Annotated in this window: 24 protein-coding genes; 19 read left to right on the top strand and 5 right to left on the bottom strand. The window is 69.5% G+C overall.

The features are described 5' to 3' along the window. Positions 1 to 141 precede the first annotated feature (141 nt). Both OHA25_RS44645 and OHA25_RS44640 read right to left on the bottom strand, forming a co-directional pair. A complete protein-coding gene (locus tag OHA25_RS44645; RefSeq protein ID WP_327582959.1) occupies positions 142 to 798 on the bottom strand; it encodes an HAD family hydrolase in 657 nt (218 codons plus the stop codon). Next, positions 795 to 1,967, bottom strand: coding sequence for an MFS transporter (locus tag OHA25_RS44640; RefSeq protein WP_327582958.1), 1,173 nt, complete (start codon positions 1,965 to 1,967; stop codon positions 795 to 797). Before OHA25_RS44640 ends, OHA25_RS44645 begins: the two co-directional genes overlap by 4 nt. A gap of 75 nt (positions 1,968 to 2,042) precedes the next feature. On the opposite strand from OHA25_RS44640, the gene pdxR reads away from it, so the two are divergent. From pdxR to OHA25_RS44625, 3 genes are all read left to right on the top strand, one after another. Next, positions 2,043 to 3,491: a MocR-like pyridoxine biosynthesis transcription factor PdxR gene (gene pdxR / locus OHA25_RS44635; protein ID WP_327582957.1), complete on the top strand. Its 1,449-nt coding sequence runs from the start codon at positions 2,043 to 2,045 to the stop codon at positions 3,489 to 3,491. A 157-nt stretch (positions 3,492 to 3,648) separates the two neighbouring features. Then, the gene (locus OHA25_RS44630) at positions 3,649 to 3,897 is read left to right on the top strand and encodes a PaaX family transcriptional regulator C-terminal domain-containing protein (protein ID WP_327582956.1); all 249 of its coding nucleotides are present in this window, start codon (positions 3,649 to 3,651) and stop codon (positions 3,895 to 3,897) included. 153 nt (positions 3,898 to 4,050) lie between these two features. After that, the gene (locus OHA25_RS44625) at positions 4,051 to 5,403 is read left to right on the top strand and encodes a hypothetical protein (RefSeq protein WP_327582955.1); all 1,353 of its coding nucleotides are present in this window, start codon (positions 4,051 to 4,053) and stop codon (positions 5,401 to 5,403) included. A 173-nt stretch (positions 5,404 to 5,576) separates the two neighbouring features. Here the strand turns inward: OHA25_RS44625 and OHA25_RS44620 are convergent, their stop codons facing one another. Continuing rightward, positions 5,577 to 5,840, bottom strand: a complete 264-nt coding sequence (locus OHA25_RS44620) for a hypothetical protein (RefSeq protein ID WP_327582954.1) — start codon at positions 5,838 to 5,840, stop codon at positions 5,577 to 5,579. Between the two features lie 289 nt (positions 5,841 to 6,129). Here OHA25_RS44620 and OHA25_RS44615 point away from each other — a divergent pair, with 289 nt between their 5' ends. Continuing rightward, positions 6,130 to 6,843 (top strand): UTRA domain-containing protein, encoded by a 714-nt coding sequence (locus OHA25_RS44615; protein WP_327582953.1) that lies wholly within the window; start codon positions 6,130 to 6,132, stop codon positions 6,841 to 6,843. Between the two features lie 579 nt (positions 6,844 to 7,422). Here the strand turns inward: OHA25_RS44615 and OHA25_RS44610 are convergent. Then, a complete protein-coding gene (locus OHA25_RS44610; RefSeq protein ID WP_327582952.1) occupies positions 7,423 to 8,049 on the bottom strand; it encodes a TetR/AcrR family transcriptional regulator in 627 nt (208 codons plus the stop codon). A 158-nt stretch (positions 8,050 to 8,207) separates the two neighbouring features. On the opposite strand from OHA25_RS44610, the gene OHA25_RS44605 reads away from it, so the two are divergent. The 4 genes from OHA25_RS44605 (at position 8,208) to uidA (ending at position 13,243) form a co-directional block, all read left to right on the top strand. Further along, entirely contained in the window at positions 8,208 to 9,494 is a 1,287-nt protein-coding gene (locus OHA25_RS44605) for a sugar ABC transporter substrate-binding protein (RefSeq protein WP_327582951.1), read from the top strand. A 77-nt stretch (positions 9,495 to 9,571) separates the two neighbouring features. Further along, positions 9,572 to 10,450 carry a carbohydrate ABC transporter permease gene (locus OHA25_RS44600; protein ID WP_327582950.1) on the top strand — a complete coding sequence of 293 codons (879 nt, stop codon included), beginning with the start codon at positions 9,572 to 9,574 and terminating at the stop codon, positions 10,448 to 10,450. Between the two features lies 1 nt (position 10,451). Next, entirely contained in the window at positions 10,452 to 11,327 is an 876-nt protein-coding gene (locus OHA25_RS44595) for a carbohydrate ABC transporter permease (protein ID WP_327582949.1), read from the top strand. Between the two features lie 128 nt (positions 11,328 to 11,455). Beyond that, positions 11,456 to 13,243, top strand: a complete 1,788-nt coding sequence (uidA, locus tag OHA25_RS44590; protein ID WP_327582948.1) for a beta-glucuronidase — start codon at positions 11,456 to 11,458, stop codon at positions 13,241 to 13,243. A gap of 139 nt (positions 13,244 to 13,382) precedes the next feature. On the opposite strand, the gene OHA25_RS44585 is transcribed toward uidA, so the two are convergent. Further along, entirely contained in the window at positions 13,383 to 14,318 is a 936-nt protein-coding gene (locus tag OHA25_RS44585; protein WP_327582947.1) for an ornithine cyclodeaminase family protein, read from the bottom strand. A gap of 134 nt (positions 14,319 to 14,452) precedes the next feature. On the opposite strand from OHA25_RS44585, the gene OHA25_RS44580 reads away from it, so the two are divergent. From OHA25_RS44580 to OHA25_RS44530, 11 genes are all read left to right on the top strand, one after another. Beyond that, the gene (locus tag OHA25_RS44580) at positions 14,453 to 14,641 is read left to right on the top strand and encodes a hypothetical protein (protein WP_327582946.1); all 189 of its coding nucleotides are present in this window, start codon (positions 14,453 to 14,455) and stop codon (positions 14,639 to 14,641) included. Between the two features lie 332 nt (positions 14,642 to 14,973). Next, positions 14,974 to 15,486, top strand: coding sequence for a flavin reductase family protein (locus OHA25_RS44575; RefSeq protein WP_327582945.1), 513 nt, complete (start codon positions 14,974 to 14,976; stop codon positions 15,484 to 15,486). 14 nt (positions 15,487 to 15,500) lie between these two features. Beyond that, the gene (locus OHA25_RS44570) at positions 15,501 to 16,412 is read left to right on the top strand and encodes a glutathione S-transferase C-terminal domain-containing protein (RefSeq protein WP_327582944.1); all 912 of its coding nucleotides are present in this window, start codon (positions 15,501 to 15,503) and stop codon (positions 16,410 to 16,412) included. Beyond that, entirely contained in the window at positions 16,382 to 17,728 is a 1,347-nt protein-coding gene (locus OHA25_RS44565; protein ID WP_327582943.1) for an NtaA/DmoA family FMN-dependent monooxygenase, read from the top strand. Before OHA25_RS44570 ends, OHA25_RS44565 begins: the two co-directional genes overlap by 31 nt. Next, positions 17,725 to 18,891: an LLM class flavin-dependent oxidoreductase gene (locus tag OHA25_RS44560; RefSeq protein WP_327582942.1), complete on the top strand. Its 1,167-nt coding sequence runs from the start codon at positions 17,725 to 17,727 to the stop codon at positions 18,889 to 18,891. Before OHA25_RS44565 ends, OHA25_RS44560 begins: the two co-directional genes overlap by 4 nt. Continuing rightward, positions 18,888 to 19,922, top strand: coding sequence for an LLM class flavin-dependent oxidoreductase (locus OHA25_RS44555; RefSeq protein WP_327582941.1), 1,035 nt, complete (start codon positions 18,888 to 18,890; stop codon positions 19,920 to 19,922). Before OHA25_RS44560 ends, OHA25_RS44555 begins: the two co-directional genes overlap by 4 nt. After that, positions 19,919 to 21,007, top strand: a complete 1,089-nt coding sequence (locus tag OHA25_RS44550; protein WP_327582940.1) for an LLM class flavin-dependent oxidoreductase — start codon at positions 19,919 to 19,921, stop codon at positions 21,005 to 21,007. Before OHA25_RS44555 ends, OHA25_RS44550 begins: the two co-directional genes overlap by 4 nt. Beyond that, positions 21,004 to 22,602, top strand: a complete 1,599-nt coding sequence (locus tag OHA25_RS44545; RefSeq protein ID WP_327582939.1) for an ABC transporter substrate-binding protein — start codon at positions 21,004 to 21,006, stop codon at positions 22,600 to 22,602. Before OHA25_RS44550 ends, OHA25_RS44545 begins: the two co-directional genes overlap by 4 nt. Continuing rightward, positions 22,599 to 23,510 (top strand): ABC transporter permease, encoded by a 912-nt coding sequence (locus OHA25_RS44540; protein WP_327582938.1) that lies wholly within the window; start codon positions 22,599 to 22,601, stop codon positions 23,508 to 23,510. Before OHA25_RS44545 ends, OHA25_RS44540 begins: the two co-directional genes overlap by 4 nt. Continuing rightward, entirely contained in the window at positions 23,510 to 24,397 is an 888-nt protein-coding gene (locus OHA25_RS44535; RefSeq protein WP_327591129.1) for an ABC transporter permease, read from the top strand. Before OHA25_RS44540 ends, OHA25_RS44535 begins: the two co-directional genes overlap by 1 nt. Further along, on the top strand, positions 24,394 to 25,968 hold the full coding sequence (locus OHA25_RS44530; protein ID WP_327582937.1) for an ABC transporter ATP-binding protein: 1,575 nt from the start codon (positions 24,394 to 24,396) through the stop codon (positions 25,966 to 25,968). Before OHA25_RS44535 ends, OHA25_RS44530 begins: the two co-directional genes overlap by 4 nt. Positions 25,969 to 26,045 lie beyond the last annotated feature (77 nt).

The raw sequence follows: 26,045 nt of genomic DNA, 5'->3' as shown, positions 1-26,045 counted from the left end.
CGCGTCGGGGTCATGCTCGATATGGAGTCGCGTCTCGATCTCGGGATCGCCGCGGTAGACGGGGAAAGCCGCCAGATAGCTCCCTCGAGGCTCAGCGGGGGTGTTCAGTTGCTGACTGGTGTGGATGTCTGTGGCCTCGGTTCAACGGTCGTGGTCGAGGTGGTCGAGGATCCCAGTCAGGTGCGTGATAAGGGATGTGGCTCCGGTGAGCCTGCTCGCAGGGGTCAGGGCGGTGTAGCCGACGACGGGCATGCCAGCGGCTTTCGCGGCGCGGACGCCGTTGGGGCTGTCCTCGACGACCAGGCAGTCGCGCGGGTCGGTGCCGAACGCGGCGGCGGCATGGAGGAAAAGGTCGGGGGCGGGTTTGCCGACGCCGCCGACGTCCTGGGCGCTGAAGACCACCCCGGGCGGCAGCAGGGGGCGCAGGCCCGTCCGGTCAAGGGTGAGGTCGATCCAGGCATGGTCGGAGGAGGACGCCAGGCAGTAGGGGATGCCACGGCGCCGCAGTTCGGTCAGAACGGTGGAAGCGCCCTGGACGGCGTCCAACCCTTGCTTGAAGGCGGTGAAGACCCGCTCGTGGCAGCGTGCGGTGAAGTCGGCGGGGAGCGTGCCGCCGTATCGGTCGGCGACGACCGTGTGGATGTTGCGGGCGGCGTTGCCGAGGAAGTACCGGTAGGACTCCTCCAGAGTGAAGGGGAAGCCCAGTTCCGTCAGGTATTCGGACAGCACACGGTGTGCGGTGGGTTCGCTGTCGACGAGGACGCCGTCGTTGTCGAAGATGACCAGCTGGGGTTTCATGGGTTCTCCGTTCGGGTGAACGTCAGGACGAGGGCGATCGCGAGGAATGCGGCGCCGAGGAGGCAGGTCGCGCTCCAGCCGCCGACCGCGTAGACAGAGGGGCCGACGGCCGCGCCGGCGACGCCGCCGAGGGTGTAGACGGTCATGTAGACCGAGGCGAGGCGGGCGCGGGCGTCGTCGATGCCGTAGACGACGCTCATGTTGAGCAGGTGGACGGCGTTGATGGCGGTGTCCATGGCCAGGAGCCCGATGAGGAGCCAGGCGACGTGGTGTCCGCCGGCCCACAGGGCGGCGAAGGACACGGCGCCGAGGGCCAGCGTCGCCCTGGTGAGCCGGACGCGGTCCGCTCGGTCGGCGGTGCGGCCGAGAGGGCGGGCTACGACTGCTCCGGCGGCGCCGGCCAGGGCCAGCAATCCGATCTGGGCAGGGCCGTACTCGTAGGGAGGTTCGGTGAGGAGGAGGGCGACGGTCGACCAGAACACGCCGAAGGCGGCGAAGGAACAGGCCCCGATGAAGGAGCGCCGTCGCAGCAGACGGTGGGTGGCCGCCAGCCGGACGGTGGCGCGTAGCTGGGCCTGGTAAGGGAGAGCCAGGTCGGGCGGGGCGGGCGGCATGACGCGGGTGAGGACGACAGCCAGGAGCAGGGTGACGACCGCCGCCCCCGCGAACAGGGCCCTCCAGCCGGCGACCTGCGAGACCAGACCCGCGACCGTACGGGACAGCAGAACGCCGGTGAGGCCACCGGTGAGCATCGTCGCTATGGCGCGTCCGCGTTCGTCGGGTGCGGCCAGGGCGGCGGCGTAGGGGATGAGGGTGTTGACGACGGCGGCAGCGGTGAGCCCGATGAGTGCCCCGGCTGCCAGGAGGAGGCCGGCGGTGGGGGCGGTGGCGGTCAGGGCCACGGCCACGGCGTCGAAGCAGAGCAGGACCGCCAAGAAGGGACGCCGGGGGACGATGTCACCGAGTGGGACGATGATGATCAGGGCGAGGGCGTAGCCGAGCTGGCCGACGGCGACCAAGTGGTCCGCGGCGTGCGGGCCGAGGGATCGGGTTATCTCCGGCAGTAAGGGCTGGCAGTAGTAGAGGTTCGCGATCGTCAGCCCATAGGCCGTCGCGAGTAGCCGGACGGTCTTGCGGGAGACGGCCCGCGGAGGTCGAACCGTGGTCACCCGGACGACCCTAAGGACACGATTGGGCCGCTGGTAAGATCCAATTTTATGGCGGATGAGTGGCCCAATCCGGGGATGGATCTGCATCTGGAACTGGACGTCGCCGAGGGGCGGCGGACAGGGCTGGAGCGGGCGCTGCGGGAGGCAGTGCGGTCGGGGCGCCTGGCGACCGGAACACGGCTGCCGGCGACCCGCAGGCTCGCGGAGGATCTGGGGCTGGCGCGGGGCACAGTGCGGGCGGCCTACGACCAGCTGATCGCCGAAGGATACCTGGCCGCACGGCAGGGTTCGGGCACCGTGGTGGCGCTGCAACCGCAGGTCGCGCCGGTGCCCTCCGCCACGCCGGCGACCGAGCAGCCGCGGCACGATCTGCGTCCAGGGAGCGCGGACGCATCGGCGTTCCCGGTGGCGACGTGGCTCGAGTCATCGCGGCGCGCCCTGGGATCGGCTCCGGCCGCCGCCTTCGGCTACGGCGATCCGCGGGGCCGCCCGGAGCTGCGGGCCGCACTGGCCGGATACCTGGGACGGGCCCGCGGCGTGTCGGCCCACCCAGACTCGATCTTGATCACCAACGGGTACCTGCAGGGACTGACGCTGCTCGCCGCGGTCATCGGCGGGACGTTCGCGATGGAGGACCCAGGTGTCCCGATGCACCGCGAGGCAGTTCGCCGCACCGGCGCACGGGTGATCCCGCTACCGGTCGACGATCTCGGCGCCCGTACCGACCTCCTCGGCGGCCTCGGCGCGGACGCGGTGGAGGTCACCCCGGCCCACCAGTACCCGACCGGGCGGACCCTCCACCCCGACCGGCGGCGTGCCTTGCTGGACTGGGCCCGCTCGTCCGGTGGCCTGATCGTCGAGAACGACTACGACGCCGAATTCCGCTACGACCGCAAGCCTGTCGGCGCGCTGCAGGGCGCCGCCCCCAACCACGTGGCCTATCTGGGCACAACGTCCAAGACACTCGGCCCGGCGCTGCGGATCGGCTGGATGGTCCTGCCGCCCCGCCTGATCGCCCCGGTCGCCGACGCCAGAGTGCACACCGACCACCACACCGAGCACCTCGGCCAGCTGACCCTGACCGACCTGATCACCCGCCACGGCTACGACCGCCACATCCGCACCTCCCGCCAGCGCTACCTCCGCCGCCGGGACCAGCTCCGCCACCGCCTCGCAGGCCTTCCGATCGCGCTGACCGGCATCGCCGCCGGCCTGCACGCCCTGGCCCTCCTCCCCCCGGACGGCCCCACCGAGACCGACATCCGAACCGCCGCGCAGGCCCACGGACTCGCCCTCGGATACCTGTCGGAGCGCAGCGAACTGCCCTCCACCCGCCAGGGCGTCATCATCGGCTACGGCCGTCCCCCCGACCACGCCTACACCTCGGCCTTGGACGCTCTGACCGCGACCTTCGCCGCCTGCTTCGCTCAGCCAGGGCCGAACTCCCAGCTACAGGGGGATTCGCCGGTATTCCTGCGATCGGCGGTCAGGCGCGCGGAGGTCTCCTGGCCAAGGCGGACGTAGCGTCCGAGGCCGGCCAGATGCGGGTGGCGAGACTTGGCCTGCAGTGCCCTTCCTCTGGCGCGTGTTGTGATGGTCACCCTCGGCTGTTCCGTAAGGGGATCCTCAACCGGAACACCCAGTGGCCGAGACAGAGCCCAGGCCGAGGTGTTCCGTATAGGTGTTGCTGAACGGCCACGTCCTGGGCCATACCGCCAACATGCACCGCAGTTACCGCTTCGATGTCCGCGAGGTGCTGCGCGAGTGGCGTCACATGCTGCTGGCCGACCCTGGGCTGCCGCCGACGCTGGTGCCGGACGAGTGGAGCGGAGAGCGGGCCCGCCGCCGCCTCCTTGATCTCTACGCCGCCTGGAGCCGCCCGGCCCAGACCTGGTGGTGGACGCGCGAGGATGAAGCAAGTGAGACATAGGGCCGCTGCAACGCGATCACAGTGTGTAAGGTTCGGGCAAAGTTCGGCAAACTATTGACGCCTGTCGCATAAGTGTCTAACTTCGGCGACGCCCGATCTCGCATGAGCCATGAGGTCTCCGGGGGCACGCTTCGTGGCCGGAAAGGATCTCCTATGCAGACCCTGTCGCGCGCGGTCGCCGCCGTCGTTCTGACGGCGACCGTCGCGCTGGTCCCCGGCGTTGCGCGGGCCGGTCAGGAACAGGGCGCCGAGCCCGCCCACTACACCGGCAAGCTCCCCGACGGCTCGACATGGATCGCGGATGTGCCGGCCAACTGGAACGGACGGCTCGTTCTGTTCAGCCACGGGTTCGGTCCCCTGGTGCCGCGGAACCGGCCCAGCGACGCGGCGGGTGAAGCGCTGCTCGCCCGCGGCTACGCCCTGGCGGGCTCGTCGTACGCGCCCGGCTCCTGGTGGGCCCTGGGCAGCGCCGTCCAGGACCAGATCGACACCCTCGACGCCGTCTCGAAGATCATCGGCCGTCCCCGCCTCACCATCGCGCTCGGCCAGTCCATGGGCGGCCTGGTCAGCGCCAAGATCGCCGAAACCGGCGCGGTGGACGGAGTGCTCAACACCTGCGGCATCGTCGCCGGCGGCGTGGACCTCAACAACTACCAGCTCAACGCCGGACACGCCGTGGCGGCACTGCTCGCGCCCGGCCAGAACATCAAGCTCACCAACTACACCACCCCCGACGAGGCCTCCACCGCCGCCTCCCAGCTCACCCAAGCCGTGACGAACGCCCAGGGCACTCCCGCCGGACGCGCCCGCATCGCCCTCGTCGCGGCGCTGCACAACATCCCCGCCTGGTCGTCCGGTGCGACGCCGCCGGCGCCGCACGACTACACGGCCCAGCAACTGCAGCAGTACCAGTGGTTCGCCTCGGGAGTCCTCAACTTCACCTTCGGCGCCCGCTACTGGATCGACCTCGCCGCCGGCGGCGACAGCGCCTGGAACAAGGGCCTGGATCACTCGCGACTGCTCCGCTCGTCGGCCAACCTCAAGCAGATCAAGGCGCTCTACCGCCAGGCGGGCCTGAACCTGAAGGATGATCTGACCCTGCTCACCGCCAAGGCCGCCAAGCAGGTCGAGCCGGGGCCGCTGGCCTGGATGACCCAGACCTCCGAACCCACCGGCCGCCTCAAGGTCCCGGTCCTGTCCATCCACACCATCTCCGACCAGCTCGTCCCGGTCGAACAGGAGAACGAGTACGCCGCCGCCGTGCGCTCCGCGGGACGGCCGCACCTCCTGCGTCAGGCGTACGTGCACCGCGTCGGCCACTGCAACTTCTCCGCCTCCGAGTACGTCGCCTCACTCCAGACCATCGAGCAGCGCGTCAGCACCGGCCACTGGCCCGCCGCCACGGCACAGTCACTGAACGACGCGGCCGCCGCCCTGTCGCTCGACGCCTCCGCCTTCGTCCACTACAAGCCGTCCCGCCTCCTCGTCCAGCCCTCCCACCCCTGACCCACCCGACCGTCTTCGGACTGTGCCCGCATCCCGCCACTACACCTCGGCGGGGTGCGGGCGCAGTGCATGCCGCAAAGGGGAGTTCGCGACCCTCCCCGCCCCAGGAGCGTCGAACAGCGCGCATCAGCCTGGACGAGTCCAACGAGCACTGTGCATCGTGAAGTTGCAGGTCACGGGTCTGGTGTGAGGGGCGGGTGCCAGGCGTAGACGGCACGCTTGCGTTCGGGGTCCCAGCCGGTGCGCCACCAGAACCGGTCGCCGTCGCACCAGACCACCAGCCCTACCCAGACCGACACCAGGGCGAGGTCGTACCCCGTGTGGATGTCTGCTTGTATGCCGTACTCGGTCTGGAGGGTCCGGCGCAGGAGATCTGCGGACAGCACGGCTTGCGTCTTCTTGCCGTTCCTGGGCACGGCGATAATCTGGTCCTGCATCGTTGACGCCCCAAGCTCTCGATGCTTTGGACCCCCGTCTGCGGGTGGTGTTGCAGCACCGTTCGTCTCGCGGGCGGGGGTCTATTCAAGGCTCCTTCTTTAGGGGGGCTAAAGTCGAGAGTAGAGCCCTGGCCAGGCCCTCGCAATAGGGGGCTAAAGTGCGCCGAATGTCGGTCCCTGAGGAGGCAACGCCCGGATGGACTTGAAGACGCTGAGAGAAGTCGCGCAGGTCAGCGATCCCGTGGAACGAGCCCGCATGCTCAGCCGACTCATGACCGAGGAACAAGGGTTGGTCGCCGAGGCGGCCAAGATGCGGCGGCAGGCCATCGCGGAGGCGCGGGAGTCCGGGATGAGCCTGGAGGAAATCGCCGGGCGGCTGGGGGTCTCGCCTGGGCGCATCTCGCAGATGAGAAAGGGGCCGACGGCTCGTGCGCCGGAGGGTCCTGCCTCGCCGGCCCCTCGTGTGCTGGTGCAGCGGGCGTTGCCGACCGAGCCCGCAGTCAGGGGTTCCAAGTCCCTGTTCCTGGCGGAGGCGGAACGGCAGGGGCTCAAAGCTGATCGCCGGATGCTCTACGTCGGTCTGGAGCCCGCCAGCGATCACGTTGGGGCCTGCCTGCGTGTCGAGCCCGGTTCGGACATCGTGGCCCGGCGCAAGATGATGACGGCGAACAATGTGCCGGTACGCATAGCGACGAGCTACTTCCGCGCCGACCTGTTCGGCGATACCAGGCTTGCCGAGCCGGAGTTCGTGAAGCCGTCGCTTCAGTCCGCGTTGATCGCCCTCGGCTACTCGTTCGGTCGCGCGGAGGAGAACCTGACCGCTCGGCCGCCGACAGCCTTCGAGCGCGAGACGCTCGAACTCGAGCCCGGGGAGTGGATCGTCCAGGTGCTCCGGGCGAGCTATTCGACCGAGGACACGCCTATTCATGTCCTTGAGACGATCTGCGCCGCGAACCGGCATATCTTCTCCATCGGCCAGGTCTCCGGGTACGACGAATTCTGAGTGACGAACTGAGTGACAATCGCGCCGGACGACCTTGGACCCTGAAGGACCGGCAAGGACTATAACCCCAGGTGAGGGTGGGTATCGGCCGTGATCCCGCCCCCTGGTGATGTGCCTGGGGGGTCAAGGGGTCGCAGGTTCAAATCCTGTCGTCCCGACTTGCGAAATCGCATGTCACAGGCCGTGTCGAGGACCTACTGGCCGGATCGAGCGGTACGAACAGAAGGAGCATAACCTCCAGCAGCACGATGACTGCGACCATCAGCCTGCCGTCTCGAGCCTGCCGCATAACCCCCGAGAGACTTACGCAGTCGACCACTAAGCGATGAGCGGCCCGCACCCTTTCTCGTGAGCGGATCTCAAGTTACGTGTACTGACTGCAAGTGATCGAAAATACGCGTAGCGTCATGGGTCGTGGCGCAGGAGTTCGCCTGGGTGGATCGCCGCCACCGCCGGATCCGGTACGCGGCGGCGTGCACTAGGCCGGTAAGCTGTCGGCCCTCTCGGGTGCACCAGCAACGCCCGCCACAGCCCAGCTGTGCCCCCGGCTTGGGCTCCACGTCGGGACGGACCAGGTGTCTACGTGCCGAGGGGGGCGTGTGGTCCCAGCAGGTCCTTCAACGCGGCCGTCATCGCCGCGACGAGATCGCGGTGCGGGTCGATGAGCCACTGGAGCTGGAGCCCGTCCCATAGGGCCACGAGAGACTCGGCGAGGCCCCTGGGGTCCCTGGCGTTGGAGATACGGCCCTCGTCCTGGTCCCGGCGAACGGCGATCGCGAGTAGGCCGATCGTCCTCTCGTATCTGGCGCGGAACCATTCATGCGCCGGATGGTCCGGAGCCGACGACTCTGCGGCCATGAGGGCAAGCAGCCTCAGCATCTCGGGCCGTTCGAGGTTCCGGCGAACGAACTGCAGCACGGCGTAGGCCACACCCTCCTTCTGGCTGTCCACCTCGAAGGAGTCGGCGTGCGCGGAGTCGGCGTTCTCGAGGACGGCCACGAGCAGCGCGCTCTTGCTGGGGAAGTGATGGACGACGCTGGTCAGGCTGAGGTCGAGCTGCTTCGCGATCTCCCGCAGCGACCCGCCTCGGTAACCGCGTGCCGAGAAGACGGATGTCGCGGAGGCGACGATCTCGGCTTGGCGGCGCGCGCTCTTGGCGTAGGGGCCCCGCCGAGTGCCTGGTCGACTCGCCGTCTCATCGGTCATGGCACCAACCCTATGGGTCCTTGCGGTTACGCCGGTGAATTCACGGCAATGAAAATGTAGCAACTGTTCGGTTTTTGGGGTAGCGTCTCCCTCACCCACACCACGACGTACGGAAGAAGCGGTGACGCTTCCCTCGGGTGGAGAGGAACGGGACATCGATGTTCACCTCAACTGTTGCGAAGACACTCGTCGGCGGCCTGGCCGTCGCACTGCTTCTGACCGGCTGCGGCCGGTCAGAAGCCCGGCCGACGCAGGCCGCGGCGGGCGCCCCCATTGACACCAAACCCGCCGGCGGCTCCATCACCGTGTGGGCGATGGGAACGGAGGGCGAGCTTCTGCCCAAGCTGGCCGCCCAGTTCAGCCAGGCGAACCCCGGCGTGAAGGTGGTAGTGACAGCGGTTCCCTGGCAGGACTATGCCAAGAAGGTGCAGACGGCGATCGCCTCAGGAGACACTCCTGACGCCACCATGGTGGGTGCGGTGGACCTCGCGGCGTTCGCGTCCACGGGCGGGCTGGACAAGGTTCCGTCCGGCCTCGTGGACTTCAGCGTCTTCTACCGCGGCGCCGTCCAGAGCACCACCTTCGAGGGAGCCGAGTACGGCGTCCCCTGGTACGTGGAAACCCGCTCCCTGTTCTACCGCAAGGACATGGCGCAGGCCGCCGGAGTCTCCGCACCCAAGACCTGGGACGAGTACGGCCCGTTCCTCAAGGCCCTGCAGAAGCAAGGGGCCAAGTGGGGGCTGTCCCTGCCCACTGGCGCCACGGGGACCTGGCAGGGCGTCGTGCCGTTCATGTGGCAGGCCGGAGCCCAGGTCATGAACGGGGACGGGACCACGTTCACCTTCGACACGCCGGAGGCGCTCAAGGGACTGGAGTTCTACCGGTCCTTCATCGCGTCGAAGATCTCCAGCCCGAACGGCCCGGTGAGCCTGGGAGAGATCGAGCCGCAGTTCGTCGCCGGGTCCACTGCCGCGCTCATCTCCGGCCCCTGGGAGGTGAACCTGCTGAAGTCCGCCGGCGGTGCATCCTTCGTCGACGACAAGGTGGGTATCGTGCCGCTCCCGTCGGGACCGAAGTCCAACGCCGCCTACATCGGCGGTGGACAGTGGGCGGTGTTCAAGGACGCCAAGAACCGCGAGGGCGCATGGAAGTTCATCCGGTGGATGGCCAGTCCTGACGTCCAGAGGACCTGGTACGACCTGTCCGGAGACCTGCCCGCCATCGAGTCGGCCTGGAACGAGGGGAAGCTCGCGACCGACGCGACTCTGGCCGTGTTCCGTACCCAGCTGAAGACGGCACAGCCTGGACCGAACACCACGACATGGCGGCAGGTCACCGCGGTCCTGGATGCCGAGTTCGAAAAGGTCGCCAAGGGCGTCTCCTCACCGCAAGCGGCTCTGCGGGAGATCCAGAAAAAGGCGTCGGCGATCGGAACCGGAGCGTAGGGATGACCTCTCTCGCCTCCGTGAAATCCGCACCGAGCCCGGCTGCCGGCCCACGGCGGACGGGGCCGTCGGGGGGCGTGTCCGAACGTGCCCGGCGCACATTGATCGCCTGGGCCTTCTGCGCACCCTTCGTCGCGTTGTTCGCCACCTTCGGTGTATGGCCGGTCCTCTCCTCGCTGTCGATGAGCGTCACGGACATCACGGCCCGGGACATACGGACCCCCTTCAGCGTCGACTTCGTGGGCCTTGCGCACTACACCGAACTCTTCGGGGATCCGACCTTCCTGCGGGCGGCGCTCAACACGCTCTACTTCGTCGCCGTGGGAATCCCGCTGACGATGATCATCGCCCTGGCCCTCGCCGTCGCGCTCAATTCCGGGATCCAGCGCGCGAAGGGATTCTTCCGGGTCGCGTACTTCGCGCCCGTGGTGACCAGCATCGTGGCGATAGCGGTGGTGTGGAGGTACCTCTACGAGCCGGACGGAATGATCAACTCCGTCCTCGCCGTCGTGGGAATCCACGGGCCGGACTGGCTGAACGACCCCAACTGGTCCATGCCCGCGCTCATCCTGATGGCGGTCTGGCGCCACTTCGGCATCCCCATGGTGATCTTCCTGGCCGGACTGCAGTCCATCCCCGAGGACCTGCTCGAGGCGGCTCGCGTTGACGGCGCCACCCGCCGGCGCGCCTTCCGCAGTATCACCCTGCCGCTGCTCAGGCCCACCACGCTGGTGGTCGCCGTGCTGCTGAGCATCGGTTACCTGCAGTTCTTCGAGGAGCCGTTCGTGATGACGAGTGGCGGCCCGCTGGACAGCACCACATCGATCAGTTACTACGCCTACGAGCAATTCGGCTTCGGCAATTACGGTATGGCCTCCGCCGCCTCGTACGTGCTGGTGGCCGCGATCGCGCTGCTCAGCCTCCTTCAGTTCCGTATCTTCCGAGCGAAGGCATGACATGACCACCACGACCGCGAGCACCGCAGCGGCCGCGTCCGGCCTCAGCGCACACCGGCCCGTTCGGCCCGCCCGCATCATGCTTTACGGCGCCCTCACGTTGGGCCTCCTCGCGACGCTGGCACCGTTCGCGTGGATGTTCCTGGGGTCGGTCAAACCGACAGGGGAAATCGTCGCGCATCCCAGCGTCTGGCTGCCCCGTTCTCCGACGCTCGGCAACTTCGAGCAGTTGCTGTCGAAGCAGAACTTCGCGGTGTACTTCTTCAACAGCACGCTGGTCGCCGTGACATGTGTCGCGGGAAATCTGCTCTTCTGCTCCATGGCGGGGTACGCCTTCGCGAAGATGGAATTCGCCGGGAAGCGCCTCCTGTTCGGCCTCGTCCTCACGATGCTGATCGTCCCTGGCGTCACCACTTTCGTGCCGCTCTTCGTGCTCGTCAGCAACATGGGACTGAGCAACTCCTATCTCGGGTTGATCCTGCCCTTCCTCGTGACACCGCTCGGCGTGTTTCTCATGCGCCAGTTCATCCGGGACATTCCGGATTCTCTCGTCGAAGCGGCCCGCCTTGACGGCGCCCGCGAAACACGCATCTTTCTCAGGGTCATCGTCCCGCTCTGCCGCCCCCCGCTGGCGACACTGGCGATCCTGACCTTCCTGGGGCAGTGGAACAACTTCCTCTGGCCGCTGGTGATCGCGCAGACCGAGGATCGCTACACGCTGCCGGTCGCGCTCGCCCTGTTCTCGGTGGGCGCCAACGGCACCAACTACGGTCTGCTGCTCGCCGGCGCGGTCACCGTCGTCACTCCGATCGTGCTGCTCTTTCTGTTCCTCCAGAAACAGTTCATCCAGGGCATCGCCAACACCGGCCTCAAATAGGACGGAACACCCGTCACAGCGAGCGGCCGAACGTCCAACCGCTCGACCGATCCGCCCCACCGCTGCTCGACACCCACCGACGACTCGACCACCGCGTGACCACCGCACGGAGAAAAGGAGAACCGACCATGCTTCGCCCGCAGGACGGTCCCACCCGCGAACGCCGCTCTCTGGCCGGCTTGTGGAGGTTCCGGCTGGACGCGGAGGGAGCCGGCCGTACCGAAGGCTGGTGGCGCTCGCCCCTCGCGTGGGCCGTGGACATCCCGGTACCGGCCAGCTACAACGACATCTATCCCGAGGCGACAGTCCGGGACCACGTCGGCGACGCTTGGTACCAGACGAGCGTGTGGGTACCGGCCCGGTGGGCAGGGCAGCGCATCGTCCTGCGGTTCGACGCCGCGACCCACCGCGCGACCGTCTGGGTCAATGACACCGAGGTCGCCCAACACGAAGGCGGCTACACCCCGTTCGAAGCGGATGTCACCGCACACCTGCGGCCGGGAGCCGAAAACCGCGTCACCGTCGTGGTCAACAACGAACTGAGCTGGGGGTCGATCCCGCCGGGCACCATCGAGGAGCGTCCCGACGGCCGCCGGGTGCAGCGCTACCTTCACGACTTCTTCAACTACGCGGGCCTGCACCGGCCGGTCTGGCTCTACACCACGCCCCCGGCGCACATCAGCGACATCACCGTGATGACGGCCTTCGACGACACCACCGGCGTGATCGGCTACCAGGTGGACAGCACCGGGGAGGAGGACTCACTCCGTGTGTCGCTGCGCGACGCCTCCGGCGCCGAGGTAGCCGCTGCCGCCGGCGCGGTCGCCACGCTGCGCGTGCCTGACGTACATCCCTGGGCACCCGGCGACGGCTATCTCTACGAACTCGAGGTCTCACTGCTCAGCGCATCCGGGGAGGTCATCGACGACTACCGCCAGCCGGTGGGCGTGCGCACGGTGGAGGTACGCGGGAGGCAGTTCCTGATCAACGGAACTCCCTTCTACTTCAGGGGGTTCGGCAAGCACGAGGACGCGGCGGTGCGTGGCAAGGGCCACGACGACGCGCTGATGGTGCATGACTTCGCCCTGCTGGAGTGGATCGGTGCGAACTCCTTCCGCACCTCGCACTACCCCTACGCGGAGGAGGTCCTCGACTACGCCGACCGGCACGGCGTGGTCGTCATCAGCGAGACCGCGGCCGTCGGGCTCAACCTCAACATCGGCGGAGGTGTCTTCAACTCCGGCACACGCGTGTCCACATACTCCCCGGACACGATCGGCGACGACACCCAGCGCGTCCACCTGCAGGCGATCCGGGAACTGGTGGCCCGCGACAAGAACCATCCCAGCGTCGTGCTGTGGTCCGTGGCCAACGAACCCGACAACGTCCAACCCGAAGCGCGCGACTACTTCGCCCCGCTAGCCGCAGAAACCCGCCGCCTTGACCCCACCCGGCCCGTGGCCTACGCCAACGCGCTGCTCGCGCCGCCGGACCAATGCGTGGTCACCGACCTGTTCGACGTCGTCCTGCTCAACCGGTACTACGGCTGGTACTTCGGCCCCGGCGACCTGGAAGCGGCCGAGACCGCACTGGAGGCCGAACTGCGGCAGTGGGCGGATACGCACGACAAGCCCATCGTCATCACCGAGTACGGCGCCGACACCTACCCCGGCCTGCGCAGCATCGTGCCCACCCCGTGGACCGAGGAGTACCAGGCCGACCTGCTCGACGTGTACCACCGGGTCTTCGACCGGGTCGACGCGGTGGTGGGCGAACAGGTCTGGAACTTCGCCGACTTCGCCACCACCGCGGGCGTCTTCCGCGTCGACGGCAACAAGAAGGGTGTTTTCACACGCGACCGCCGTCCCAAGACCGCCGCCTTCCACCTGCGCGCCCGCTGGCGCAAAGACGAGTAAGTTCCTTCAGCTGGCCTGATCGGTGCCGGTGTCGAGTTCGGCGTGGACGCGCGCGGCCTGGCCGACCGGCACTCCAGCGCCGCACGCGCAAGAGCATGACGGCACGAAAGGGCGCCCTGACTTCCTGCCGCCGCGGAGCTCATTCCCAGAGGGGGAGTGGGCGGCCGGCGCCGTTCTTCATTGCGGCGGTGTAGAGGGCCTGCGCGGCGGCGACGTCCTGGACGGCGGTGCCGGTGGAGTCGAAGACCACGAGGTCGTCGGCGTGCTCGCGGCCGGTCTTCGTGCCCAGCACGATCTCGCCGAGCTCGGCCTTGACCGGCGTCTGGGGGCGGTGGTGCAGTTCGCCGACCTCCACGCACTGGTGGGTGTCGTCGGTGATCAGGGTGGCGGTGGCGAGCAGGTCGTCGTGGAGTTCGCGTTTGGCGGGCGCATCCGAGCCCACCGCCGCCACCAGCGTGCCCGGCCGCACATCGCGCAAACCCAAGTAGGGGTCGGTGGAGGGGGTCAGGGTGACGACGACGGTCGCCTGCCGGGCGGCCTCGGCGGGAGTGCCGGTGGCCTCGGCGCCGTGTTGGGCGGCGAAGCGCGCGGTCTTGGCCGGGTCGCGGCCCCATACGAGGATTCGCTCGATCGGGCGGACCTCGCGGACGGCCGCGATGTGGGCAGCGGCCTGAGCGCCCGTGCCGAGGACGGCCAGAGTGGCGGCGTCGGGCAATGCGAGATGGCGCACCGCTACCGCGGTGGCGGCGGCGGTGCGTAGCCGGGTGACCGTGGCCGATTCCAGGAACAGCAGGGGCTGGCCGTTGGCGGCGTCGAACAAGGCGATGACGCCGACGATGCTCGGCAGGCCCAGCGTGGCGGGCCGGTCGTAGAAGCAGGCCCCGATCTTGACCGCCACCACGCCGCCGATCCCAGCGGCCTTGATGTGGAACTCCCCAGGCGGGCTGTCGAGGTGGGACAGGCGGTTCGGCGAGGTCCCGCCGCGGGCGTGGGCGGCGAAGGCATCCTCGATCAGGTCGATGTGGTCGGAGGGGGCGAGAAGCCGCTCGATCTCCGACTGCGTGATCATGAGCATGCCGCGGAGCCCTTCTGGTTGCCGGTGCGTTTCGGGTGGTTCGCGCCAGAATATATGTATATCCAGTAGGAAATGTTGGCAATGCCCACTGATCGCGAGGCGGCTCATGACGCTGCCCGAACCATCTGGATTGGGTGGAGCGCCTGGCCAACGGCATCCTGCAGAGCTGGGCGCCGCGCAAGCGCACGCCCGGGTGCCGGTGCTGCGGCACCGCCGGGCTGCTGGAGTTGTTCAGCGGGCTGTGGGCGGTCACGGGTAAGGACGCCTACCTGACCTTCGCCGGCGGGCTCGCCGAGCATCCTGATAACCCTATAAACCAGTAGGAAATATTGACTTATGCGAGATCGCGGCTTAGCGTCGTGGGTATGAGCCAGGGCTTCCTCTTGACCAGGCGCTCCCACGTGGACTTCGGCCACGTCGCCAGCGCGCAGTGTCGTTGATCACGGACCTGTAGTCGCCGAATACCACCCTCGTGCTCTCGGCGTGGCCAGCGCCGTCCACGCCTTCGCCGACGACTTCCCTCTTCTCCGCGCCCCCGGCAGCCGCCGAGGCGTCGCGTGAGCATGCCTTCTCCCGTGAGGAACTCTCTCGTGATCGTGCCATCAGTGACACCCGGCCACCCTGTCCGCCTTCCGCATCGGACGGGAGTGCCCGCATGACCGACACGCTGCCCGACCGCGCCATCGCGGCCGACCAATTCAGGCAAGCGCTCGCCGTGCACGCCAGCGGGGTCGTGGTCATCACCGCGCAGTGCGACGGCATCCCCGTCGGGCTCACCGCCACGTCCTTCTCCTCGGTCAGCCTCGAACCGCCCCTGGTCTCCTTCTACGTGGATCGTTCCTCCACCACCTGGCCGCGGCTCGGCACCGCCGACCACTTCGCGGTCAACATCCTGGCCAGCGACCAGGCCGAGCTGGCGGTCCGCTTCGCCCGCAAGAGCATCGACCGGTTCGCCGCCCCCACCCTCTGGCGGCCGGGGCCGCTGGGCGCCCCACTGCTGCAGGACGTCTCGGCGCACCTGATCTGCCTGCCCTACGAACGGGCCGAGGTCGGCGACCACCTGCTGGTGGTGGGCCTGGTGGCCGAGGCGGACGTGCTCAGCACCGGCCGCCCGCTCCTCTACCACCAGGGCCGTTTCGGCCGCTTCCTGGCCCATCCCGACTCCTGAACCCCGGAGGACCCGTGTCCACATCCACGCAGACGTCGGCCTACGCGAGCTCCGTCGACCACACCGCGTACGGCTACTACGGCCCTGGCCGCCTGCACCTCTCACCGGACTGGAACCGCCCGATCTATCCCTTCCAAGGGCGCGTTACCGCCGACGGCTCCAGCGGCTTCCGCGCCGAGCCCGGCCGCTATCACCTGTACGTCGCTTGGGTCTGCCCGTACGCGCACCGCGCCGCGATCGTCCGCAAGCTCAAGGGACTGGAGGACATAGTCTCGTTGTCCTACGTGGACGACGAGCGCGACGGGCGGGGCTGGGCGTTCAGGGAACGCCGGGGCCACGACCCGGTCAACGGTTTCACCTTGCTGGAGCAGGCGTACGAGGCGACCGAGCAAGGCTACGGCGGCCACATCTCCGTCCCCGTGCTCTGGGACCGGCAGGCCGGCCGGATCGTCAGCAACAACTTTCCCGACATCACCATCGACCTGGCCACCCAGTTCGAGCAGTGGGCCGACACCTCCGTCGACCTCTACCCGGACGCGCTGCGCCCGGAGATCAACAAGCTCAACGGCTGGATCTACTACGACGTCAACACCGGCGTCGCCCGTGTCGCCCGCGCCACCACCGAGGCCGATCGCGAGCAGGAGCGCCACCGGGTCGTCGCGGCGCTGGAACGGCTCGACGAGCGCCTGGCCGAGCAGCGCTTCCTGACCGGGGACACGATCACCGAGGCCGATGTGCGGCTGTGGGTGACGCTGGCCAGGTTCGACTCCGAGCACAATCGCGGCCATCTCATCAGCGAGCGGGAGCTGAGCGACTTCGAACACCTCTGGCCCTACGCCCGCGACCTCTACCAGCGCCCCGCCTTTCGGGAGACGACGGAGGGCCTGCCCACGACGTGGGCCGCACCGCACGGGCGGGGCCGATGACGCGCAAGCAGGTCCATCTGGCGGCCCACTTCCCGGGCGTGAACAACACCACCGTCTGGGCCGACCCGCGCTCCGGCAGCCAGATCGACTTCGCCTCGTTCGTCGACCTGGCCAGGACGGCCGAGCGCGGCAAGTTCGACTTCTTCTTCCTGGCCGAGGGGTTGCGGCTGCGCGAGCTGAAGGGTCGCATCCACGATCTCGACGTGGTGGGGCGTCCGGAGGCGCTCACCGTGCTCAGCGCCCTCGCTGCGGTAACGGACCGGCTGGGACTGGGCGGCACGGTCAACGCGACCTTCAACGAGCCGTACGAGCTGGCCCGGCGGCTGTCCACGCTCGATCATCTGAGCGAGGGCCGAGCGGCGTGGAACGTGGTGACCACCTCCGATGCCTTCACCGGCGAGAACTTCCGCCGCGGCGGCTTCCTCGACCGGGCCGACAGGTACAAGAGGGCCGCCGAGTTCCTCCGCCTGGCGCGCGAGCTGTGGGACTCCTGGCAGCCGGACGCGATCGCCGCCGACCCGGAGACCGGCACGTTCGTCCGGCCGGGCGGGATCGGAACGGTCGAGCACTCCGGCGAGCACTTCACGGTCCAGGGCCGGTTCACGCTGCCACGCAGCCCGCAGGGACGCCCTGTGATCATCCAGGCGGGCGACTCCGGCGAGGGGCGCGAGTTCGCCGCCGCCCACGCGGACGTGATTTTCACTCCGCACGGCAGGCTGGAGGACGGTCAGCGGTTCTACGCCGACGTCAAGCGCCGCCTGGGCAAGTACGGTCGCGAGCCGCACCAGCTGAAGATCATGCCGGGGGTGACGTTCGCGCTGGGCGACACCGAGGAGGAGGCCGCGGAGAATGCCGCCGTGATCCGCCGCCAGCAGGTCGGGCCGCAGACCGCGATCGCGTTTCTGGAGCAGGTGTGGGGTCGTGACATGTCGGCCTACGACCCGGAGGGGTCGCTGCCGGACGTCGAGCCGGACCTGTCGGAAGGCGTCTCCCAGGGCCGGGTGCCGATCAAGGACCGTGCGGCCACGGCGGCCAAGTGGCGGGCGCTGGCCGAGGAGAAGGGTCTGACGATCCGCGAGCTGGTCATCGAGGTGACCGGGCGGCAGACGTTCATCGGCACGCCCGAGACTGTGGCCCGGCTGATCGACGAGCACGTGCAGGCGGACGCCGCTGACGGGTTCATCCTCGTGCCACACCTGACGCCAGGCGGGCTCGACGAGTTCGCCGACCGGGTGGTGCCACTGCTGCAGGAGCGCGGCGCCTTCCGAGCCGACTACACCGGCACGACCCTCCGTGACCATTTGGAGCTCGCATGACGTTGCACCTGGCCGTGGCGCTGGACGCCGCAGGCTGGCACCCCGCCGCCTGGCGGGAGTCCTCGCCGGCCGTCTTCTCGGCGGGTTACTGGGCGGCGCTGGTGGCCGAGGCCGAGCGTGGGCTGCTCGACTTCGTCACCATCGAGGACGCGCTCGGGCCGCAGTCCACGCTGCCCGACGGCTTCGACGACCGTACCGACCAGGTGCGGGGCCGGTTCGACGCCGTGCTGCTCGCCGCCCGGCTGGCCCCGCTCACCACCCGGATCGGGCTGGTGCCGACCGCCACCACCACCCACACCGAGCCGTTCCACGTGGCCATCGGCATCGCCACGCTCGACCACGTCAGCGGGGGACGGGCGGGCTGGCGGGCTCAGGTTTCCCCGCGGGCCGCCGAGGCGCGGCACTTCGGCCGCAAGGAGTTCCCGCCGCTCGACCAGATCCTGAACCGGCCGGGCGGCGTGGACCTGTCCACCGATCCTCACGTGCGCGACCTGTTCGCCGAGGCCGCCGACGCGGTGGAGGTGGCGCGGCGGCTCTGGGACAGCTGGGGGGACGACGCCGAGATCCGCGACGTGGCCACCGGGCGGTTCATCGATCGGGACAAGCTCCACTACATCGACTTCGCCGGGCGGTTCTTCTCGGTCAAGGGGCCGTCGATCACGCCGCGCCCGCCTCAGGGGCAGCCGGTGGTGACCGCGCTGGCGCACGCGCGGCTGCCGTACGAGTTCGCCGCGGGCGGCGCCGACGTCGTGTACGTCACGCCGCACTCGGCCGAGCAGGCCCGCGCCATTGTCGAGGAGGTCAGAGGGCTCTCCGGGGACGTGAAGATCTTCGCCGACCTGCTCGTCTTCCTGGGCGAGGACGCGGCGCGGCGCAAGGCGCGGCTCGACGAACTGGACGGGACCGAGCTCGTCTCCGACGCCGCGATCTTCACCGGCACCGCAGGGGAGCTGGCCGACGTGCTGCTGGAGTGGCGGCGGGCCGGGATCCAGGGGTTCCGGCTGCGGCCCGGCGCGCTGCCGTACGACCTGACGCAGATCGCCCAGGGGCTGACCGCCGAGTTGCGCGGGCGCGGGGCGTTCCGGCACGCGTACGAGGCCGCCACGCTGCGCGGGCTGCTCGGTCTGCCGCGCCCGGTCAGCCGTTTTGCGGAGGTGTCATGAAATTCCTGCTCATTACGTTGATCGTGCATAACGACGACCGATCGCCCACCGAACGCTTCCGCGAGGTCGTCGACAATGCGGTGCTCGCCGAGGAGCTCGGCTTCGACGGGTTCGGCGTGGGGGAGCGGCACGAGCGGCCGTTCATCTCCTCCTCGCCGCCGGTGGTGCTCAGCCACATCGCGGCCAGGACGTCCAGGATCCGGCTGTTCACCGCGGTCACCACGCTGAGTCTGCTGGACCCGGTGCGGGCCTACGAGGACTACGCCACGCTCGACCACCTGTCGGAGGGCCGGCTGGAGCTGATCATCGGCAAGGGTAACGGCGCCGCGCAGGCCCAGTTGTTCCACGTCACGGCCGAGGACCAATGGGACAGAAACCGCGAGTCGTACGAGCTGTTCCGCCGCCTCTGGCGGGAGGACAAGGTCACCTGGGAGGGCCGGTTCCGGCCACCGCTCACCGAGGCCGAGACCTGGCCCCGCCCGCTGCAGCGGCCGATCCGCGTCTGGCACGGCAGCGCCACCAGCAAGGAGTCGGTGGACCTGGCCGCCCGCTATGGCGACCCGCTGTTCTCCGCCAACGTCACCAACCCCATCGACCCGTACGCCGAGCTGATCGACCACTATCGGGAGCGCTGGGCGCACTACGGGCACGACCCGGCCGACGCGCTGGTGGGAGCCGGGACGGCGGGCTACTACGCGGCCACGACCTCGCAGGAGGCCATCGCGACCTACCGGCCGATCTACGAGGCACGCGTGGCGTTCCAGAGGAAGCTCGGGCTGCCGATCGTCTTCCCGACCCTGGAGGACGCCATTGAGCGCAGTTCGATCCTGGTCGGCAGCCCGCAGCAGGTCATCGACAAAGTGCTGCGCTACCACAAGCGGTTCGGGCACGAGGTCATGCACCTGCACGCCGACGCCGACGGCCTCACACCGAAGCAGCACCGGGACGCGCTGGAGCTGTTCCAAACCGAGATCGCGCCCGCGCTGCGGGCGGAGATCCCCAGCAGGCCGTTCCCCGGAGGTACCGCGTGACGCTGTCCATTCTCGACCTCGCCCCCATCACCTCCGGCGGCAACGCGGGTGACGCGCTCCGCAACACCATCGACCTGGCACGCAAAGCCGAGGAGTTCGGCTACAGCCGCTACTGGCTGGCCGAGCACCACTTCGCGCCCGGCGTGGCCAGCTCCGCCCCGGCCGTGCTGATCGCCCTGGTGGCGGCGGCTACGTCCACGATCCGGGTCGGGTCGGGGGCCGTGCAGCTCGGGCACCAGACGCCGCTGTCAGTGGTGGAGCAGTTCGGGCTCATCGACGCGCTGTACCCGGGTCGCATCGACCTCGGCATCGGCCGGTCCGGCCAGCGCCGCGCCGAGCTGGCCAAGGACGCCTTCGAGCCCAAGGACGCCAGGGTCGTCGACGGGCTGCTCATCCCGCCGCCGTTCGACTGGTCGAAGCTCGCCAAGCACCCGCACCTCGCCCACTACGCGACCCTGCTCCAGCAGCCGGGCGCGCAGACGCCCGACTTCGCCGACCAGATCGACGACGTGCTGGCCTTCCTCAACGGCACGCACGACGCCCACGCGGTGCCCGGCGAGGGCGCGGACGTGCAGGTGTGGATCCTCGGCAGCAGCGGCGGCCAGAGCGCGCAGGTCGCCGGCGAGCGGGGGCTGCCGTTCGCGGCCAATTACCACGTCAGCCCCTCCAGCGTGCTGGAGGCGGTGGAGGCGTACCGGGAGGCGTTCAAGCCGTCCGACGTGCTGGAAGAGCCCTACGTGATCGTGTCGGCGGACGCGGTCGTCGCCGGCGACGAGTCCACGGCCCGCGAGCTGGCCAAGGGGTACGGGCTGTGGGTCCGCAGCATCAGGACCGGCGCGGGCGCGATGCCGTACCCCACGGCGGAGGAGGCCGATGCGCACGTCTGGACCGCCGCCGACCGCGAGCTCGTCAAGGACCGGCTCGACACGCAGTTCGTCGGCTCGCCGGAGCAGGTGGCCGAGCGGCTGCGTGTGCTGCGCCGGGTGACCGGGGCCGACGAACTGCTGGTCACCACCATCACCCACGATCATGTCGAACGCGTGCGCTCGTACGAGCTGCTCGCCCAAGCCTGGGACCGCCCGTGAAGCGCCTGACCCCCGCCCTGCTGGTTCTCACGCTCGCCGCCTGCGGCGCGCCGACCGCTCAGACCGTCCAGAGCACCTCGCTGAACTGGGCCATCGAGACGCAGCCGATCACCCTGAACCCGCAGCTGTGGGCGCAGAACAAGGTCAGGCTGCTGGTGTTCAACCAGTTCGACGCGCTGCTGTCGAAGGCCGAGGACGGCACGTTCCGGCCCTGGCTCGCCAAAGCGTGGCAGGTGTCGGACGACGGACTGACCTACACCCTCGACTTACGGGACGACGTGACCTTCCACGACGGCACGAAGTTCGACGCCGCCGCCGTCAAGGCCAACCTCGACCAGTTCCTCGTGCCCGGCTACAACCCGACGGTGGCCGCGATCCAGCTCAAGGCCTTCGACAAGGCCGAGGTCCTGTCGCCGTACCAGCTGAAGATCACCCTCAAGGAACCGGACGCGTTGTTCCTCGACTTCCTCTCATCGCCGTACGCCGGGCAGGTCTCGCCGAAGTCGCTGAAGAGCGCCAAGAACCTCAAGTTCGGCGGTCCCGACCTGGTGGGGACCGGGCCGTTCATCCTGGACCGGTACGTCCAGGGACAGGAGATCCACTACCGCCGCAACCCCTCCTACAAGTGGCCGCCCGCCGCGGCGGCCCACCAGGGCCCCGCCCACCTGTCCAAGATCACCTACCGGTTCCTGCCCGAGGCCGCCGTCCGCGTCGGCGCGCTCACGTCCGGCCAGGTGCAGGTCATCGAAGGCGTCCCCGCCACCGAAGTCAACCTGATCAAGAAGGACCCGAACCTGGCCCTGCAGGCGTCGCTCAACTCCGGCACCGCCTACTCCTACTACTTCAACACCTCACACGCCCCCTTCGACGACCAGCGCGTACGGGAGGCGTTCCGCCAGGCCGTGGACGTGGACGCCGTGCTGAAGTCCGTCTACCAGGGCACCGCCACCAGGGCGTGGAGCATCGTCGGCAGGAGGAGCCCCTTCTACGACGCCACCCTCGAAAACACTTACGGCGGCGACGTGGCCAAGGCCAACGCCCTGCTCGACGAGGCGGGCTGGAAGCAACGCGACGCCGAGGGGTTCCGGGTCAAGGACGGCAAGCGGCTCACCGTGCGGGAGGTCGCCTCCGCGCCGTTCGTCCGGGACCGGCGGGACATCCTCGCCCAGGCCATCCAGGCGCAGGTCAAGCAGAGCGCCGGCATCGACTTCCAGGTCAAGATCGTGGACCAGGGCAGCGCCCAGAAGGCCCTGGACGAGAACGAGTACGAGCTCTTCGGCAACTCCCGGGGCGACTCCGACGTGGGCGCCGCGCTCAACCTCATCCTGCCGGCGAAGGGCGCCATCAATCGCACCCGCTTCGCCGACCCGCAAGTGGATAAGTGGCTCGCCACCGCCTCGGCCACCTCCGACCAGGCCGAACGTAAGGAGCTGTACGCCAAGGTGCAGCAGGCGGCGGTGCGGGAGACGGCCATCGTGTTCCCGCTCTACGTGCCGGCCGACCAGATCGCGGCGCACAAGAGCGTCCAGGGACTCAGCTTCGACCCCTCCTCCGGCACTCCGGCGAGCGCGTACGACGTGCGGATCGGCACATGATCAAGCGACTGGGCACCGGGCTGGCCGTGCTCTGGGCCGCTGCCACCGCCTCGTACGTGGCGTTGCTGCTGGCCCCCGGCGACACCGTGGACATCCTGGTGGGCGACGGCGCGGACACGCCGGAGATCCGGGCCGGGATCGTCGCCGAGTGGGGGCTCGACCGACCGCAGATCGTGCAGTACCTGGCCTACCTGTGGCGGCTGCTCCACGGCGACCTCGGCCGCTCCTACCAGCAGCAACGTGGCGTCGGCGAGATCCTCGCCACCCAGCTCGGGCCGACCGCCCAGCTCACGCTCGCGGCGGCGGCCACCGGTGTGGCGCTCGCGGGCGTCATCGCGGTCGTCACGGCGGGCAGAGGGCGGTGGCTGCGCGGCGCCGCCTCCGCGGCCGAACTCGTGTCGGTGTCGGTGCCGCCCTTCCTCATCGGGATCGTGCTGCTGTCGGTGTTCTCGTTCACGCTCGGCTGGTTCCCGGTCTCCGGGGCGCAGGGGCCGCAGGCGCTGGTACTGCCCGCGCTCGCGCTCGGCCTGCCCATCGCCGGCGTGCTCGGACAGGTGCTGCGCGGCGGGCTCGAACGGGCGCTGGAGCAGCCGTTCACGGTGACGGCGCGGGCACGCGGGCTCACCGAGCGCGCCCTGGTCGCCAGGCACGCCCTGCGGCACGCGTTGATCCCGGTCGTGACGCTGGCCGGGTGGTTCACCGGGACGCTGCTGGGCGGCGCGGTGATCACCGAGGTGCTGTTCGGGCGGCCAGGGCTCGGACAGGTGGCCTTGCAGGCGGTGACCGGCCGGGACATGCCCGTGGTGATGGCCGTCGTGCTGCTGTCGGCGGTTGTGTACGTCACCATCAGCACGCTGCTCGACCTGGCCTACCGCGTCATCGACCCCCGGATACGGGCTGACCGGTGATGCGCGTGCTCACCCGCGGGGAACCCAGCCCCGCCCCCACGTCCTTGGGCCGCCCTGCCCGCCGCCACCTCGTCCTGAGCGCGTCCACCGACCTGCGCCTGCTCGTGCCGGTGGCCCTTCTCGTCCTCCTCGCCGCGGCGGTAGCCGCGCCTGGACTGCTCACAAACGCCGATCCGCTGGCCGCCGACCCGCTGAACGCGCTCGCCCCACCCGGCGGCGCCCACTGGTTCGGCAGCGACCACCTCGGCCGCGACGTGCTGGCCAGGGTCGTCCATGGAGCCCGCCACTCCATCAGCATCGGCGTCGCCGCCACCGCCCTGGCAGTCACCGCCGGCGTGCTGCTCGGCCTCGCCGCCGGGCTGTCGCCGAAATGGCTGGACGAGGCGCTGGCCCGCTCGTTCGACGTGCTGTCCACCCTCCCCGAGCTGCTGCTCGCTCTCCTGGTCGTGGCCATCACCGGCCCGGGCACCGGCAATGTCATCTTCGCCATCGCCGTCGCCCAGATTCCCAACTACGCCCGCGTGATCCGCGCCCAGACCTTCGTCGTCCGCCACTCCGGCTACGTCGAGCAGGCGCTCACCTTCGGCCGCTCCCGCCTGGCGATCATCGCCGGGCACGTGCTGCCCAACGTGCTCGGCCCGATTCCCGTGCTGGCCACCATCGGGCTCGGCCAGGCCGTGATCGCCAGCTCCGGGCTCAGCTTCCTCGGCATGGGACCTCAGCCGCCGGCCGCCGAGTGGGGCGCGATGCTCTCCGAGGCCCGCAACTACCTGCGGGTCGCCTGGTGGGAGGCACTCTTCCCGGGCCTGGCGATCACGCTCACCGTCGTCTGCCTGACCGTCGTCGGCCGCCGCCTGCAACGCCGCTTCGAGGGGAGAACACCATGACCTCGCTGGTTAACGTGGAGGACCTGCGTGTGAGCTTCGGCCACGCCGAGGTCGTACGCGGCGTCTCCCTGGCGGTCGAGCCCGGCGAGTGCGTGGCCATCGTCGGCGAGTCCGGCTCCGGCAAGAGCGTCACGGCACGGACCCTGCTCGGCCTGACCGGACCCGGCTCGACCGTGCGGGCCTCGGCCTTCAGCGTCAACGGCCGGGACGCCCTCGCCTTCACCCCCGGCGACTGGCGGCGGCTGCGCGGCGGGTTCGCCGGACTCGTCCTGCAGGACGCGCTGGTCTCGCTCGACCCGCTGCGTACCGTGGGCGCCGAGATCGCCGAGGTGCTCACCGTGCACGACGTCGTACCCCGGGCCCGCCGCACGGACCGGGTGCTGGAACTGCTCGAAGCGGTGGGCATACCGGACCCGGCGACCCGGGTCGGGCAGTACCCGCACCAGCTCTCCGGCGGGCTGCGGCAACGGGCGCTGATCGCCTCCGCCATCGCCGCCGACCCCGAGCTGATCATCGCCGACGAGCCCACCACCGCACTCGACGTCACCGTCCAGGCCCAGATCCTGCGGCTGCTCGCCGAACGCAAGGCCGCCGGGACCGCGATACTGCTGATCAGCCACGACCTGGCCGTCGTCGGCTCGATCGCCGACCGCATCCTGGTCATGAAGGACGGGCAGGTCGTGGAGGAGGGGCCCGCCCGGGAGGTGCTGGCCGCGCCCGCGCACGACTACACCTGCGCGCTGCTGGCCGCCGTCCCGTCCGCCGCCTCCCGCCTCACCACCGGTACCCCGCGCACCCGCCCCGCCCCCGGCTCCTTGGTCCACGTCATCGCCGGAGCCGGGCTCACCCGCTCCTACGGCCCGCGCCGCGTCGTGGACGACGTCTCCTTCGCCCTCGACCAGGGCGAGACCTTGGGCGTCGTCGGCGAGTCCGGCTCGGGCAAGACCACGCTGGCCCGCCTCGCCCTCGGCCTGCTCGAACCCGACGCCGGCCAGGTCACCCTGCACCAGCGGCCATGGAGCCACCAGCGCGAACGCGCCCGCCGCCCGCTCCGCCCCAGAATCCAGCTCATCTCCCAGAACCCGCTCGACTCCTTCGACCCCCGCCACACCGTCGGCCGTCTGATCGCCGAGCCGCTGCGCCTGCCTCGGGCGGAACGCCGCGAACGCGCACACGGCCTGCTCGCCCGTGTCGGCCTGCCGCCGGAGACGGCCGCCCGGCATCCCCGTGAGCTGTCCGGCGGCCAGCGCCAGCGCGTCGCCATCGCCCGCGCCCTCGGCCCCCGCCCCGACGTGCTCGTCTGCGACGAACCCGTCTCCGCGCTCGACGTCTCCATCCAGGCCCAGGTGCTCGACCTGCTCGCCGACATCCAGGCCGAGTACGGCACCGCGATGGTGTTCATCTCCCACGACCTGGGTGTCGTTCATCACATCGCCGACCGCGTGCTGGTCATGAAGGACGGCCGGGTCGTGGAGGAGGGCGACGTCGACGACGTGTTCACCCGGCCCCGCCACCCCTACACGCAAGCGTTGGTCGCCGCCGTGCCCCGCGTCGAGTTCTCCACTATTTAGGTAGATGTACTGCTTTAGCCAAAAGCGTTCATGAAAGGGCAGACGCCGTACACGAGCTTGCCCTCGCCCTGCGCCGC

Origin of the sequence: Nonomuraea sp. NBC_00507, assembly GCF_036013525.1 — a bacterium.
Classification (GTDB): Bacteria; Actinomycetota; Actinomycetes; order Streptosporangiales; family Streptosporangiaceae; genus Nonomuraea.
Note: the sequence above shows the minus strand (reverse complement) of the source record. Positions and strands in the feature narration are given on the sequence as shown.